Annotated in this window: 17 protein-coding genes; 12 read left to right on the plus strand and 5 right to left on the minus strand. The window is 42.4% G+C overall.

Annotated elements, in window-relative coordinates; translation table 11 throughout:
• Nucleotides 1-39: 39 nt before the first annotated feature.
• The 4 genes from MUCPA_RS27510 (at nt 40) to MUCPA_RS39615 (ending at nt 4853) form a co-directional block, all read left to right on the plus strand.
• On the plus strand, nt 40-2424 hold the full coding sequence (locus MUCPA_RS27510; protein WP_008510937.1) for an ABC transporter permease: 2385 nt from the start codon (nt 40-42) through the stop codon (nt 2422-2424).
• Between the two features lie 219 nt (nt 2425-2643).
• Complete coding sequence (locus tag MUCPA_RS37930) at nt 2644-2847, plus strand: hypothetical protein (RefSeq protein ID WP_008510938.1); 204 nt, start codon at nt 2644-2646, stop codon at nt 2845-2847.
• 258 nt (nt 2848-3105) lie between these two features.
• Nucleotides 3106-3453: a hypothetical protein gene (locus tag MUCPA_RS27515; protein WP_008510939.1), complete on the plus strand. Its 348-nt coding sequence runs from the start codon at nt 3106-3108 to the stop codon at nt 3451-3453.
• Between the two features lie 416 nt (nt 3454-3869).
• The gene (locus MUCPA_RS39615; protein WP_394330571.1) at nt 3870-4853 is read left to right on the plus strand and encodes an acyltransferase family protein; all 984 of its coding nucleotides are present in this window, start codon (nt 3870-3872) and stop codon (nt 4851-4853) included.
• Here MUCPA_RS39615 and MUCPA_RS38395 read toward each other — a convergent pair.
• Nucleotides 4786-5049, minus strand: a complete 264-nt coding sequence (locus MUCPA_RS38395) for a hypothetical protein (protein WP_169316138.1) — start codon at nt 5047-5049, stop codon at nt 4786-4788. The genes MUCPA_RS39615 and MUCPA_RS38395 overlap by 68 nt on opposite strands.
• A 374-nt stretch (nt 5050-5423) precedes the next feature.
• Nucleotides 5424-5717: a hypothetical protein gene (locus tag MUCPA_RS27525; protein ID WP_008510941.1), complete on the minus strand. Its 294-nt coding sequence runs from the start codon at nt 5715-5717 to the stop codon at nt 5424-5426.
• Between the two features lie 185 nt (nt 5718-5902).
• On the opposite strand from MUCPA_RS27525, the gene MUCPA_RS27530 reads away from it, so the two are divergent.
• The 8 genes from MUCPA_RS27530 (at nt 5903) to MUCPA_RS27560 (ending at nt 12383) form a co-directional block, all read left to right on the plus strand.
• A complete protein-coding gene (locus MUCPA_RS27530; RefSeq protein ID WP_008510942.1) occupies nt 5903-6187 on the plus strand; it encodes a helix-turn-helix domain-containing protein in 285 nt (94 codons plus the stop codon).
• Nucleotides 6188-6786: 599 nt separating this feature from the next.
• Nucleotides 6787-7140, plus strand: coding sequence for a hypothetical protein (locus MUCPA_RS27535; protein ID WP_008510944.1), 354 nt, complete (start codon nt 6787-6789; stop codon nt 7138-7140).
• A gap of 378 nt (nt 7141-7518) precedes the next feature.
• Nucleotides 7519-7740 (plus strand): hypothetical protein, encoded by a 222-nt coding sequence (locus tag MUCPA_RS38400; protein ID WP_169316211.1) that lies wholly within the window; start codon nt 7519-7521, stop codon nt 7738-7740.
• Between the two features lie 60 nt (nt 7741-7800).
• A complete protein-coding gene (locus MUCPA_RS27540) occupies nt 7801-8763 on the plus strand; it encodes an SDR family oxidoreductase (protein WP_008510945.1) in 963 nt (320 codons plus the stop codon).
• Nucleotides 8764-8785: 22 nt separating this feature from the next.
• The gene (locus MUCPA_RS27545) at nt 8786-9697 is read left to right on the plus strand and encodes a helix-turn-helix domain-containing protein (RefSeq protein ID WP_008510946.1); all 912 of its coding nucleotides are present in this window, start codon (nt 8786-8788) and stop codon (nt 9695-9697) included.
• Between the two features lie 5 nt (nt 9698-9702).
• Entirely contained in the window at nt 9703-10467 is a 765-nt protein-coding gene (locus MUCPA_RS27550) for a hypothetical protein (RefSeq protein ID WP_008510947.1), read from the plus strand.
• A gap of 136 nt (nt 10468-10603) precedes the next feature.
• Nucleotides 10604-11578 (plus strand): aldo/keto reductase, encoded by a 975-nt coding sequence (locus MUCPA_RS27555; RefSeq protein WP_008510948.1) that lies wholly within the window; start codon nt 10604-10606, stop codon nt 11576-11578.
• 1 nt (nt 11579) lies between these two features.
• Nucleotides 11580-12383 carry a helix-turn-helix domain-containing protein gene (locus MUCPA_RS27560; RefSeq protein ID WP_040626538.1) on the plus strand — a complete coding sequence of 268 codons (804 nt, stop codon included), beginning with the start codon at nt 11580-11582 and terminating at the stop codon, nt 12381-12383.
• A 121-nt stretch (nt 12384-12504) separates the two neighbouring features.
• On the opposite strand, the gene MUCPA_RS27565 is transcribed toward MUCPA_RS27560, so the two are convergent.
• The 3 genes from MUCPA_RS27565 to MUCPA_RS27575 all read right to left on the minus strand — a co-directional run bounded on the left by MUCPA_RS27565 (nt 12505) and on the right by MUCPA_RS27575 (nt 15603).
• Entirely contained in the window at nt 12505-13392 is an 888-nt protein-coding gene (locus MUCPA_RS27565; protein ID WP_008510950.1) for an NmrA family NAD(P)-binding protein, read from the minus strand.
• Between the two features lie 66 nt (nt 13393-13458).
• A complete protein-coding gene (locus tag MUCPA_RS27570; protein ID WP_008510951.1) occupies nt 13459-14523 on the minus strand; it encodes an alkene reductase in 1065 nt (354 codons plus the stop codon).
• Between the two features lie 96 nt (nt 14524-14619).
• Nucleotides 14620-15603: a helix-turn-helix domain-containing protein gene (locus tag MUCPA_RS27575; protein ID WP_008510952.1), complete on the minus strand. Its 984-nt coding sequence runs from the start codon at nt 15601-15603 to the stop codon at nt 14620-14622.
• Nucleotides 15604-15872 lie beyond the last annotated feature (269 nt).

The raw sequence follows: 15872 nt of genomic DNA on the forward strand, positions 1-15872 counted from the left end.
TTAACCTTATTTGGCTACATAAACAGCAAACCCACGCCCATGATCAAAAATTACATCAAAATTGCCTGGCGGAATTTATCGCGCAATAAAATACATTCTTTTTTGAATATTGCCGGCCTGGGTGTTGGCATGGCGGTGGCTATGCTTATTGGCTTGTGGATTTACGACGAATTAACTTATAACCAGGCTATCCCTAATTATAACCACATAGCGGTAGTGAAACAAAACCAAACTTTTAATGGCGAGGTAGGCACGCAAAGCGCGGTTCCGTACCTGATGGGCGACGAGCTGAGAAAAAGTTACGGAGGCGATTTTAAATACGTGGTGACGGCTTCGTGGAACCATGACCACCTGCTGGCTTTTGGCGAGCAAAAGATTACCAAAAGCGGCAACTATATGGAGCCGCAAATTACCGATATCCTATCCTTAAAAATGCTGAATGGCACGCGTTCGGGTTTGCGCGATAAGCAATCGGTTATCCTATCGGCAAGTACGGCTAAGGCATTGTTTGGCAACGCCGACCCGATGAATAAACGGATCCGGATAGATCATAAATTTGATGTAACGGTTACCGGCGTTTACCAGGACCTGCCTCAAAATTCGGACTTTAATGATTTAACTTTTATAGCCCCCTGGCAGCTTTTTATTGATAACAATAACTGGAGCGAGAAAGCAACTAACCCCTGGCGCAACAACTCGTTCCTCACGTTTGTACAACTGGCCGATCATGCAGATCTTAACCAGGTATCGGCCAAAATAAAGGATGTTAAGCTCAAAAAAGTAAGGCCTGCGGATGCCGCCTTTAAGCCGGTGATATTTTTGCTTCCCATGTCTCGCTGGCACTTATATGCCGAATTTAAAAATGGTGTAAACGTTGGCGGGGCCATCCAATACGTGTGGTTGTTCGGCCTTATCGGCTTATTTGTGTTAATGCTGGCCTGCATCAATTTTATGAACCTGAGCACTGCCCGGTCGGAGCGGAGAGCGAAGGAGGTAGGCATCCGCAAGGCCATCGGCTCGTTAAGGAGCCAGTTGGTTAAGCAGTTTTTTATGGAATCTACCATGGTGGCTGTGTTTGCCTTTGTATGTTCCATCCTGCTGGCGCAATTGCTGCTGCCGTATTTTAACGCCGTGGCCGGTAAGCAAATGCACCTGCTTTGGGGCAACGTGTTGTTCTGGCTGGCCGGGGCCGGCATTACTGTGTTCACCGGCTTAATTGCCGGGCTTTACCCAGCGTTTTACTTATCGTCATTCCAGCCCGCAAAGGTATTAAAAGGCACATTCAAGGTAGGGCGTTTGGCCGCCATGCCACGTCAAATACTGGTAATTGTACAATTTACCATTTCGGTGGTGCTTATCATCGGCACTATGGTGGTTTTCAGGCAGGTACAGTTCACCAAGAACCGCCCGGTTGGTTACAGCCGCGATGGGCTGCTGAATGTATCCGTTATTACAGATGATATTCATAAAAATTTTGCTGCCATTAGCCAGGAGTTAAAAAATACAGGAGCTATCTCGGCCATGGCCGAGTCATCCGGAGAAATTACCTCCGTTAACGAGGTCGATAACGGTTTTAGCTGGTCGGGGAAAGACGCATCGGTTCAGGGCAACTTTGCCGTTGTTTATGCCTCTCATAACTATGGCAAAACTATTGGCTGGCAGGTTTCTGCCGGGCGCGATTTTTCTGAAAATTTCCTTACCGATTCTACAGGCATCATTTTGAACGAAACAGCCGCCCGCTTTATGGGCCTGAAGCACCCCATTGGCCAAACCGTTAATTGGGACGGCAAAAATTTTCATATCATCGGCGTAATTAAAGATATGGTGATGCAATCGCCCTACTCGCCCGTTTTCCGCAGCGTATTCGTGAGCGATCCTAACGCCCAACCCATCATCAACATTAAAATAAACCCGCGTACCAGCACGCACCAGGCCCTGGCTACCATAGGCGAGGTATTTAAAAAATATAACCCGGCGCAGCCCTTTAACTACCAGTTTACCGACGAGCAATACGCCCGCAAATTTGGCGACGAAGAGCGCGTAGGCAAATTAGCCAGCGGCTTTGCCGGCCTGGCTATCCTGATCAGTTGCCTTGGCTTATTCGGCATGGCTTCGTTTATGGCCGAGCAGCGCATCAAAGAGATAGGCGTACGTAAAGTACTGGGCGCTTCGGTATTGAACCTGTGGGGCCTGCTTTCTAAAGATTTTGTTAAGCTCATCGTCATCTCGCTATTGATAGCGATACCGGTATCCTACTATTTTATGCAGGGCTGGCTGCAAAATTACCAATACCGCTCAACCATCACCTGGTGGATATTTGCCGCCACTGCCTTAGGTGCCATCCTGATTACGCTGCTTACGGTGAGCTATCAAAGTATCAGGGCAGCATTAGCCAATCCGGTGAAAAGTTTGAGGGCGGAGTGATGTTGGTTATGGGATTCGTTGGTCATTGGATTATAAACTCCAGCCAAAGGTGTTTCTATGCCAATGCTAAATCATAAAAACTTACATCAGTATTTTATATTGATGGTTTTCCGAGTACACAAGACATAACAAATAAGAAAAGGGCACCTTATCAAATAAACTTAAATTGGAGCCTTTTTTAGCGGCAATAAACTAAAAGCCCCGGACAAAAAACAGTATATGGATTTCAAACTTTTCTTTTTAGCGACTGCGTTTTTATCAGTTGGGTTATTTATGTTTTTTGATGTTAAAAAGAGAAGGGCAGCTTCTGATAAAACGGACTGGAATGGACAATCGATGCCGCAATATATTCAGTTTGGGATAATCGCGATTCTAAGTATTATTGTAGGTGGGGTATTGCTGATGGAATCACTTGTAATGTAGTTTTGGATGCTTGGTATTAGTGGTTTCACCATCCCTACCGCAAGAGTCGCTGTTTTTCAGTCATCACGCTAATTAACAGTTCGTAATGCTAATTGCGCTAACGGCTTGCATTTTGAAAATGATTATGAATATTTGTATAGTGATAACATACAAATATTCATAATGAGAGTTAGATTATGGCGCCCTAAAGACCACAAGTGGCGTAAAAGGGTAGGTAAGTCAAAATTGATGCATTTTGGTTTGTATCCATAATATCAGATGAAAACATTTAATAATCTTGATGAAGCAGTTAATTCGATAATCGAATCTTCACAAAAACATGCAAAAGCAACACAAACAGGTGATTATAAAACGGCTAATTTAAATTATGCTGTAATCAATAGTGCGGTAACATATTTAAAGGAAAAAGGTGAAATTGAAAAATTAAAGGAATTACTTGCATATAACGACTTAAGTGTTAAACTTTGGGTAGCATCCTATTTAATAAAACAAAATGACCAAAAAGCTGCTGCTGTTTTAGAAGAAATTTCAGCTCAATCAATTCGCCATCATTCATTTCATGCCAGGATGGTATTGCAGGATTGGCGAAAGGGAAAACTTTTTTAGTGTAATACGAATAACCAATTAAGTTTTTTTCTCACCCTATGGTATGTTCTTCTGTGTTTAATGCACTAATTATTAAATTGTTATGATTTTTGGTGCTTGTTATCTTAAACCTATGACAGGGACTGGAATGCAGCGATCACAAACGGTGACGCTGCGGTAGGTGAGACATCTTGGGAAGACAGATTTGCATTTTTATTGATTTCACTGAAATAGTGATAAATATTTTCAAAAATGTATAGAATATACTACATTAGCGATGAACTACTTGATATATGAATACAAACATTAAAAAGCCATCGTACTCTTTATTCTCACCCATTGCAGAAATTCCTGCCATATTAAAACAGGCCTATCTCCCTTCGCTTGACGGCTTTAGAGCAATCTCGATTACAATAGTTATTGTGTTTCACATTTTAATGTCTTACCACACACGATTTAACTTTCACGCATTTGCAAACTTGGGAGTACAATTTTTCTTTGTAATTAGTGGTTTTTTAATAACTACTTTACTGCTAAAGGAGCAGGTGAAAAAAGGAAATATTTCCTTGAAAAATTTTTATATCAGGCGTTTTTTTAGGATAATTCCAATTGCGTATTTATACTTGGTTTGTGTAGTTGCACTGAACTTTATTTTGCATTTAAAATTAAATCCTTTGTATATATTGGCTTCTTTTTTATTTATAAGAAATTTTTTTTGGGGCTCTACGAAATTGGACCATCTTACTACACACTATTGGTCGCTTTCTGTAGAAGAACAATTTTACTTGTTTTTTCCTGTAATTCTTAAAAAGAATATCAATGTCTACATCTGCTTTTTATTATTTCTAATAGCGTTCGGGGTGATCTTAGATTTTAATGGTGAATTTCTTAAAAGTCTGGACAGTACAGGAGCGACATACTTGATCATATCTTTTCTAAATCAATTTCAAGGGATAGCTATCGGTTCCCTGTTTTGCATTCTGATTGTTAAGGGCAAAATTTCATCCGATTTCAAGCAGAAAACTTTTAAGATGGTTTGTTTACTTTTTTTAATCCTCCTTTTAACCTTTTTTTCTGAGGGGTTTGGCAACGTAAAAAATATTTTAAAATGTTTTGCATTTGCTTACGTAGTTTTTATGTGTTTGGAGGTTGACAACAGCATCTTTTACAGGTTTTTAAATCATGCTTGGGTGAAGTTGATAGGGGTATTGTCTTTCAGCATTTATATTTGGCAGCAACCACTCACACTTGGCCTCAATTTCTTTAATTCAAGCGGTTTAATTCAGCGTTTTTCAAATAAGCTTCCGGTGGATTTAGCGTTTTCGTTGATTTCGATAATCGTACTATTTTGTATCAGTTATATTTCTTATCATTATTATGAGAAGAAATTTTTGAAGCTCCGTGAAAGATATCGGGATTAAGATAAGCTAAAAGTAGAGTTTGATGGAAAGGTAAATATCCCAATATTTTCCTTTTTTTATTCAGTTTTTTGTTTGAAGGTGAATGTTTATTATTAGACAGTGTATGAACGACAATAAGACTACAAACCGGTGGATTTGCAGCTTTGTCTTGCTGTAAAGCAGAGACCCGCATCCGAAGCGCATTTTCCGTAGCCATCGTTTTTTTTACAAAAAAAGCAAATAAAAAAACGCCGAATAATGGTCATCATTCGGCGGGAGGAGTGTGCGCAAATTATGTTATTTGATTAAACCGGCGACGATTTGATGTTACGTTTTAATTAAAACCTGGGAAAAGAAGGCGCTATCTTCTGCAATGTTGCTAATGCCGAACTTTGTCGATTTGGGCGCATGCTTGATCATGCTAGCTCTATTACTTATATCTTGATCCATCACCCCAGGCTGGTTTGCCGCATCAAAACAGGGGCAAGTATTCCGGGTGCAACGTTATGGACTCTGCCGTAGCGATCAATATAACCAATGCGCCAGAATTGATTTAACCATCACAGAAAAGTTATTTAGAAAAGTGGTGGCTTAGCCCGCTTGCTCCTCCAAAAAACCAATTAAGTTTTCTTCCAACATGTCTGTGTTATAATTCGCATCGGTAGTCATCTTCGTAACTGTTAGCTCATCCCCGGTAACTGTAATGTTAAGCGCCGGTCCTTCGATCACCTCGGTGAAGGATACATTGATTTCATCGTACACATGTGCGTATTCGATGGACAGGTTAGAACCAAGCTTGTTGTTGATATAAGCTGCAAATTCCGTTTTTAATACGTCAAACAGCTTTTCTGCACTGAGTGACTGAACATTTTTGATAGTTGTCATAGGCTTGGATAAGCGTTGGCGAAGGATTAAGTTTCACCGGGGCGCAATTATATTGTAAGCAGTGGTCGATTTTAGGGCATAAAATCAGTATAAACATATAATTAAAAAAATATTAAGTTTTCAACAAAGCTATGGATGGAAGCTTGTTTTTTACTATCTTGTAAATTCATCTTTAATACTACGCTATGAGAACAGAAAACAGTTTGACCTTATTAGGTCGTCTTTTAGACAAAGTATGCGCTTCTGATCTGTTGCACCGTGAACACCGTTTGGCGCTGGCTGCCCGCATTGAACATTTGCTTACGGAAACCGGTTTAAATCGTTTGCAATTCGGGAACTATATCCGGGTGGAAATGAATGAGCTGCGGGGCTGGTTATCGGGTACACGGGACCTGACACTGGAAACGCTGACCGAGATATGCGCCTTGTTTCATATCAGTATTGGCGATTTGCTGGCCGAGCAGGTGTGATATAACCAGGTGTTTTAATCGGCGAGTTACCCGGCCAGTTATTTGATTGGCTGATATGCCTTTTTATTTTCTATTGTTGAGGGCTCCCGTCATTTGGTATGGGCAGGTAGGTATATGTTCGTTTCCGACTTGTATTTTTACCAGGCACCGTTAGCATTGGGCAATTTAGATACAGTGATCAAACTTAAGGATAGGTACAAACTCTTCCCGCAAGCATTGTTTGCTTCTCAACATTCATCGTGTTTTTGATTTGCCAGCCTTGATGATGATCAATTTGCGTGCAACGGCAAATATCTCGGACAGCGGGCTGATCTCGTTATTTTTCGTCATGCGGATCAATTCAGGACGCTTTCCTACCTAACTGTAAAGACTTTTGAACAGGCCTTGGTGCCGACGAAAGCGCCGGGAATAGCTCAACTACTGCCAGGTGGATATTAAATTATACAGGTAGTGTTTTTGAAGTTCTGTCGATCAGAATAAGCCGTTTGTCTATCCTTTTAGCCAGTATATCTATTCCATTTTTGATTGGTAAAAATTAAACGTCTATTTAATAGTATTATCTCATCTGAATTTATTAACCTATTTTAAATTAACGTATTATGACCAAGAAATTTTTATTGTCAGCCATATTAATATTGGCTATCGTTACCGTTTGTTTTGCCGCCGACATTACCGGGCACTGGACCGGAAGAATAGCGGATCAGTTTGATATCTCCTATGACTTTAAGGTTGACGGTGAAAAATTAACCGGAGGTACAACCGGGCCCGACGGCTCTGTTATCCCGATTAAAGATGGTGTAATTAAGGGAGACAGCCTTTCGTTCTCGATCAATTTGATGGATAATGTGATGAAAATTGGAGGGAAAATAAAAGATGACAACACCATAACACTGAAAATGCCAGGAATGGGCGGTCGCGAACCGATGTCTGTAATATTAACAAAATCAAAATAGTTCAGATAAATTTACCATTTACATAAGTTAGGCTGCCGAGATAGGGGCCTAACTTTAAATCCTGTCCGCTTTATTTGGAAAGTTCTCGATTTTGGCTGTGACTTTTTATTACGATGCATCTTAAGGGATTTTGTCGCATGTTATAGTTTTCTAAGGCGATTATATTCATTGGCGAAATTAGCTTTGAAATTAAAATCTGTACTTTCTGCACCGCCGCAAATAGTTATTTTAAGCGTGTTGCCAGACCGATAATAAACGATTTTCTTAAGAAATTCATGATCGTTATTTTTACAAACGAATCGGGTGGCTTTAATTCAGGTTAGTTTTAAAAACATTGGTTTTTGTTTTCGGCAACTTGCAGCCACATAATATAACACGGTGCTCTTAATCATCAGTTCCAGTTTCTGGAAATACCCTGTCAGCTTCTTTCACGGATATACTGGCTCCGTAAATTATCCGACGAAATCTTCTTCCAGGTTTCCAAAGCTGCTTGGTGGTTTTGGTGTTCCGCTTGAGTACACCTGGACCAGGTTTGGCGAATGGAGGCAAATCAAGATCAACCGGAAGTACCAGCTTTTGACTAACAGAAACCTGATTTAGGATAAACCGCTGCTTAATTTGCTGCTGACATTTGTATCACACAAAAAAGGATACAACATCATGAAAATCATTATTACGGGTTCTTTAGGGAACATCAGCAAACCGCTAACCCAGGAATTGATAGAGAAAGATCACGCCGTAACCGTTATAAGCAGCAAGCCCGGGAAACAGAAAGCTATTGAGGCAATTGGGGCTAACGCGGCTATCGGTACTATCGAAGATGTTCTGTTTTTAACAAATACATTTACTGGTGCAGATGCTGTTTACTGCATGCTGCCGCCATTTGATTATTTCGACCAGAAACTGGACGTGATGGCGACAACCAGGCGGCAAATTGGCAACTATTGCACGGCGATACGGGCTGCCGGTGTAAAACAGGTGGTACATTTGAGTAGCATTGGTGCGCATACCGATAAGGGAAATGGCTTACTTGCTTTTCACTATCTGGCCGAGAGTTTGTTTAAAGAATTGCCTGCAGATGTTATCATTAAGCATGCCCGGCCTGTGGGCTTTTACACTAATTTAAAAGATTTCAAGGATACGATTAAAGGAAAAGGATTGCTGGGATTATTTTTAACCCTTCGCTTTTCGGGCTTCTGGCCCCTGTTGACAGGTAAAACCGGGGTGATTGCAGCCAACTACGGCGCTGAAGATAAAATGCCCTGGGTTGCTCCCGTAGATATCGCGACCGCGATAGCCGAAGAATTGACCACGCCATTTACCATAAGAAGTTTCCGTTATATCGCCAGTGAGGAGTTGACTTGTAATGAGATAGCCAAAACCATAGGGGAAGCGATTGGCAAGCCCTGGTTGAAATGGGCGCTGATGAGCGACAAGGATATGCTGGGTGGCTTAAAAATGTTTGGGATGCCCGAGTCAAGGGCGATGGCTGTGGTAGATATGAATGCCGGTATGCACAACGGGTTAGTGAATGAAGATTATTACCGCCATAAACCCAAAGTGATGGGCAAAACAAAAATGAAAGATTTCGCCAAAGAATTTGTCGCTATTTATAACCAGTAAATCCCTATATTTAATCACAAGCATGCAACCTTACAGAATCAAATCTATTACTGAATATCACCGGCTGCTGGGCCTGGCCAAGCCAGAGCATCCGCTGGTTAGCTTGATTAATGTCGGTTCGTTTCAACCCCCGCCCATAGAGGGGCCGGTTAGTTTGATCTTTGATTTTTACTGTATTTCGCTCAAACGAAATTTTAACGCCCGGATCAGGTACGGTCAGCAAGACTGCGATTTTGATGAAGGGGTGTTGTTTTGCATGGCACCCGGACAGCTCTGGACACTGGAAATTAATCAGGAAGCAGACAATCATGCCTCCGGTTGGATGATCATTCTCCATCCTGATTTTTTATGGGGCACCAACCTGGCGAAAACTATCAAGCAATACGAGTATTTTGGTTATTCGGTAGCAGAGGCATTATATCTTTCTGATAAAGAAGAAACTATGCTTACCGGTATTGCCAGGTACATTGAGCAGGAGTATCATTCCAATATTGATAAATTTAGCCAGAGCGTGATCATTGCTCAACTTGAAGTGATACTCAGCTATACTGAACGCTTTTACCAGCGCCAGTTCATCACCCGGAAAATTTCCAATAGTCAGATTATCAGCCGTGTGGAAGATATTTTATCAACCTATTTTAACAGTGATGCTTTACCAAAAAATGGTTTACCGCCGGTAAGCTACATTGCAGACCAGTTAAACCTGTCGCCGGGATATTTAAGCGAATTGCTCAAAGCACTAACCGGGCAAAATACTCAGCAGCATATCCATGTCAAATTGATAGAAAAAGCTAAAGAGCGCTTATCTACCAGTAATTTATCCGTAAGTGAGATTGCTTATGAGTTAGGATTTGAGCATTTGCAATCCTTCAGTAAGTTATTTAAAGCGAAAACCAACCTTTCGCCTTTGGCATTCAGGGCTTCATTCAATTGATTGTAATGCAGTTTTTGCGACTTCTTGAATTACGAAACCAGCCCTTATTTATTTTCGGCTACTGCAATGTCGTCGGTGCGGTGATCTTTTTAGGGTTAGCCCAAATTACAAATCGTAAAATAAGAGGAGCCAATGCCTGGTTTAAGCCATTTAAGTTTGCGCTTTCTATCGGAATTTTTTCCTGGACGATGGGCTGGTTTTCTTATCATCTGCATGCGCCAATTGCTGTCAATTTATACGACTGGGCCACTATACTGCTGCTTGGCTTTGAAATTATCTATATCAGTTTACAAGCAGGCAGAGGCAAACTTTCTCATTACAACACCAGTTCTGCGGTGTACAGCTTTTTAACAGCCCTAATGGGAATTGCCGCCGCCATGGCAACCCTCTGGACTGGTTATATTGGTATACTTTTCTGCATGAGCAGTTTTCCTGATCTGCCTGATTATTATGTACTAAGCATACGGATAGGCATCTTTTTATTCGTTTTCTTTGCTTTTCAGGGTGCTGCCATGGGTGCCAGGCAATCACATACTGTTGGAGGCCCGGAAGGGGAGGAGGTTGTGCCGGTATTAAACTGGAGCAGGAAATATGGCGATCTGCGTATTGCTCACTTTATTGGTATGCATGCGTTACAATTACTGCCCCTTTTATCATGGTATGTACTCAAAACAACTACAGGCACTTTGATTGCGGGATTATTATATGCTTTGCTTGCATTGTATATGCTGCTAAGTGCTTTGAAGGGCAAACCATTTGTAAGCTATTGATTCGGACACAAAAAAGTTCGTTTTGAAAGAATCGGAATAGCACTATAGACTATTGAAAAAAAGTTCAGTGAGCTTTGTAGTCAAGTTATATGAGCCATACAAGCAAGTATCATAAACAATTAACAGTGATATTTGCATGATGAAAAACATTACAAAAATTCAACTGGGACAAAATGGCCCACTGGTATCTAAACTTGGTTTGGGCTGTATGCGCATGTCATCTATCTGGGGCGGACTTACACCAGATGAAACAGAAAGCATTGCTACTATCCATGAAGCCCTGGATAATGGGATTAATTTTTTGAACACCGGCGACTTTTACGGTGCTGGTCATAACGAAATGCTGATAGGCAAAGCCATTAAAGGAAGGCGAGACGACGCTTTTATCAGCGTGAAATTTGGTGCCATATTTCATAATGGCCAGTGGCTGGGGATGGACCTTCGCCCTATAGCCATTAAAAATTTTATCAATTACTCGCTTACCCGTTTGGGTATTGAAACCATTGACCTTTACCAGCCAAGCCGAATGGATGGCAGCGTGCCGGTAGAAGATATTATTGGTACGGTTGCCCAACTGATTCAGGAAGGTAAAGTACGTCATATCGGCGTATCAGAAATTACGGCTGACCAACTTCGTATAGCAAATGGAATTTACCCCATCAGCGCGCTGGAAATAGGCTATTCACTGGCTGAACGTGGGATAGAAAGCGACCTGCTACCGGCTGCAAAAGAGCTGGGCATTAGTGTAGTAGCTTTCGCCAATACCGCAGAAGGCCTATTGACCGGTGAAATGAAAGCTCCACTTGCCGAAAATGATTACCGCAACCATTTCTCTCGTTTTCAAGGAGAAAACTTGGTACATAACCTGGAAAAGGTTGAGGTATTAAAGGAGTTGGCTGCTGATAAAGGTTATACGCCAACTCAAGTTGCGATTGCCTGGGTAAAAGAACAGGGCGACAATATCATGCCTTTAGTAAGCATGAGTCGCAGGTCGCGTTTACCGGAAAATATCGCTGCAATGGACATTGTATTTACGCCGGAAGAAATGAAAACCTTAAACGCTACTTTTGCAACAGGCGCCATACAGGGTGGTACCTATTTACAACGTTAAAATGACCAGTCCAGCAGAAATTCTTCCGGGAGTGATCTTCTATTCTTACCTCTCTGCCGAGCGTAAAGAGAAAGCATGTTTCTGGAACCACCACACCCTGATATTGCAGGTTTCAGGACAATTTACGCTGGAAACCTCCGCGCAAACCATTTCAATGACCGGAGGAGAAATGTTGCTGATCGGTAAAAACCAGCTTGGCACAATTACCAAAACACCGCTGCCCGGCGCAAGCTATGAAACGATAGTGATATCCCTGCAGGAGGACTTGCTGCGCAGAATTGTGTTAGAAGAAAAGATCGAAGCGGACCGGAAATACGTCGGTCCGCCAAATATCCTGATCCCTTCTAACGAATTCCTGCAGGGGTATTTTCAGTCTATTGTTCCATACGCGCGCAGCTCCGGAGCGGAGATGACTGATGAAATGGGTATCCTGAAGGTAAAGGAAGGGGTTAAATTACTCATGCTTGCCATGCCGGTGCTTCGTAACTTTTTATTCGACTTTTCAGAACCGCACAAGATCGACCTGGAAAAGTTCATGATCAATAACTTTCATTTTAATGTCCCTGTCGAAAAATTTGCTCAACTTACCGGCCGCAGCCTGGCTGCCTTTAAACGGGATTTCTTGAAGACATTTGGTGCTCCGCCCCGTCAGTGGTTACAGGATAAGCGACTACACGAAGCAAAGCACCTCATCGAGATCAAGCATCAAAAGCCATCAGCTATTTACCTTGACCTGGGCTTTGAAAGCCTGTCGCACTTCTCACATTCCTTTAAGAGAAAATTCGGTAAGGCACCCACCGGTTAATTGAATGCAACACCGATAGCGATAGGAACGTTTACGGTTTACAGTAATGCTGACGGCTGGCTTTATAATTTCGATTTTGTTTGCTTCCATGATTTTGTGGGTTGTTATATACAAATAAGGTTTAAGCACGTAGATACGCAGCTTTGAACTCTTCAGTAAACTGTTCCAGCTTGATCTGACCAGTAACCTTTGCTCCCTTGGCAAAAAAGTCTTTGGTAATGATACCTGCCCTTACGCCTTGTCCCATTTCGACGATCAGGCCGACTAATTCCGGCTGCAATCCTGCGGCAAGCATACCCTGTTTTAGTTGTTCATCGGGAATTTGTGTCCAAACCAGTTCCGGTTTGCCAATAGCCTGGCCGAACAATCCTGATATTTCGTCACCACTCGAAACATCACTCACAACGTATTTCACTTCAAAGCCGTTTCCTTCAGCTTGTAATTCTTCTGCAAGCGCTGCCGAAAGATCTTCAGGGTGTGTAAGGGCCAACCGGTCATCACCGCTATAATTGTTACCGAAGATGCCTTTGCTTTTGATCAATGGGATATCTCTCAAAAAGTTAATATAGAAAAAACCTGACCTCAAAATGGTCACATTCACGCCGGCTAACTCCTGTAATATCTCTTCAACACGATGAACACCTTGTACCGGGCCGGTACCTTCAGCAGCATCGGCACCAACGCTGCTCAGCATGACTACGCGCGTTACGCCTGCCGCTTTAATAGCATTCGCGTAAGCTTGCCCCGCATCAGCGATATTCTGTATCATATTACCTGACCCCATTGATGGTGGCATCATGGTATAAACTGCATCTGCACCGCTAAAAGCTTCAGTCAAAAACACTTCATCATTGATGGAGCCGATAGCTGCCTTTGCACCCAAAGCCTCAATTTCATTTTTTCGGCCGCCTTTTGTGCTGATTACGGTTACTTTATGTCCGGCTGCGATCAGTTTTTTTACTAATGATTTGGCTACATTTCCCAATGAGCCTGTTGTTGTGATTTTCATTTTGTTAATTGTTTTTAAGTGGTAATGAAGCTGCCAGCTAATCTGACGTTTTTTAAACGGTAAAAATTAATAGAGTACGGGGTAATCAGTGTAGCCTTCCTCGCTTGGCGTATAAAGCGAGTTATAGTCCGGCTCATTCAAGGGGGCGTTTTTTTCTATTCTCCTCATAAAATCGGGGTTTGCCAAAAAGCTTCTGCCAAAGGCGACCAGATCAGCTGAACCATCCTGTAACTTGGCTTCAGCAGTTTCTGCCGTAAACCCGTTGCAATAGATGATGGTGTTAGCGAAAGCCTCCCGAATGCCATGATGTGTTTTTTCGGGAATGCCCGGATTGTTTGAAATATGCAGGTACGCGATGCCCATCTGTTTTACTTCCCGGGCAATATTAACATAGGTTTCATGTACTTCAACCTCGTCATAAGCGGGCATGTCATTAGACGTTAAAAAAGGTGAAATGCGCAGGCCAACCTTATCTGCTCCTACGGAGGTTGCTGTTTTTTGTACGATCTCCAGCGTCAGGCGGCTGCGGTTCTGTATTGATCCGCCATAGTTATCCGTACGGTTATTGACATGCGGATTTAAAGACTGCTCTAATAAATAGCCGTGCGCCCCGTGTAACTCAATGCCGTCGAAACCTGCGGCTATGGCATTTTCAGCAGCCTTAACATGGTCTTGTATAATACGGGCTATGTCTTTTTCATCCAATGTTGTTGGGGCCGAGTATTCCAACATGCCGGTATCTGTATAAATTTCGCCCGCTGCTTTAATAGCGGATAAACCCACAACCTGATGGCCTTCTGGCAAATTGGAACTGTGGGCTATTCTGCCGGTGTGCATCAATTGTAGAAATATTTTGGAGCCGCCCTCATGAACCGCATTGGTTACCAGTTTCCACCCCTCCACCTGGGCATTATTAAAAATACCCGGGATGCGGGGGTAGCCTAAACCCTCGGGGCTGGGTGAAGTGCCTTCGGTGATGATGAGTCCGGCACCTGAGCGCTGTTGGTAATAGGTGGCCATTAATTCATTGGCCACATTGCCGATGGCACGGCTTCTGGTCATTGGCGCCATCACGACGTGATTCTTCAACTGGAGTGCGGCTTTGCTATAGGTCATAAATAACTTTTTCATTTTTGCTTATCTTTAGTTTGTAAAGTAAAATTGCGCCTAATAGTAAGCTGATAATAGCCTGATAAGGCAAAAAATCAGTCCGATACGACGAAGAAGTTAAGCCTGGGACGAATAACGCTTAGGTGTAAAGCCGTAATGTTTTTTAAACAACCTGCTAAAGTGGCTTAGGTTGGTAAAGCCCAGTTCATAGCCAACCTCAGCCACAGACCGCTTACCTTGCTTCAACAAAAAAGCAGCCTCTTCCATCCGGGCGCGCTGAAAATAATTGTAAATCGTATCGCCAAAGGCCTGCTTGAAAAGCTGTTTGAGTTTGGTCTCGCTCATGGCCGCAATTTGTGCCATCTCAGGCAAAACCGGCGGCGTGCTCAGATCATTGATAATTTCGTTACGGATATGAAGAAGCCTGGCCGCATCCGCACTGTTTATGTTTTGATGCGGTAAGCTTTCGCGTTTAGATAGCTTTTGAAAAAGCAGGTACAGCAGCTCCTGTACCTTGATTTGCATGTAGAATTGGCTTAAGCCATCGCTCATATCCACCGCGCTTAAGTTTTTGAGCAGCAATTTGGCCTCAGCCGTCATGTTCTCAAAATAGAGAAATGTATTACCAGGATTGGTTATGGTTTCGAGCGTAGAATTCAGTTTATTCAAGGCCAATATTGTTTTCAGATAGGACGGCATAATAGCGATTACTACGTAACGTATTGTATGCCCTGCGGGGAAGCGTATGGTTGAGCTCAGGTTATTAGAAGTTACCTGGATGGCGGAATCATCGCGCTCGGAAAACTGAATATTTGGATTATTGTCAAACGCTATGCCGAGCATTTGCTCGTTGCTGTAAAAAAAGATGGTGATCAGTTCGTTACCCAGGCCGGAGGTACTGCGTTTGATGATCAGGTCATCCTTTAGCACATAGTGGTGCATAGTGACCTTGAATTCGGGACCAAAGGCCAGTTTACGAATGAATCCGTTACCAACATGATCAGGAATGACCAACAAATCATTATTTACCGTTGCCCCGATGTGCCTGGCAAAATAAGTTATGAAATCAAACTCCGGCGTTGCATTAAAACTAAAGATCATTAATTTATATTATCCTGATGACCGAATTTAAGAATATTACAGGAAACCTTTCTTATGTACTTCGATTGTAATTTGCCGGTGATGGATACTAACCTTGTTAAACGCACTTCGTTATTCCTACTAACTTAATAGTGTTTCGTGTGTGTGCATGGACAGATAAAGACTTTTAATTTTCTGAAGATAATCTATTAGCATCGGTTATTGAATTAGGCGGACATCAGCGGTGCAAAGATCCTTTTTGCTCTCGCTCTCCTATATTCCTGTACAGA

It is taken from the genome of Mucilaginibacter paludis DSM 18603 (genome assembly GCF_000166195.2).
GTDB classification, from domain to species: Bacteria; Bacteroidota; Bacteroidia; order Sphingobacteriales; family Sphingobacteriaceae; genus Mucilaginibacter; species Mucilaginibacter paludis.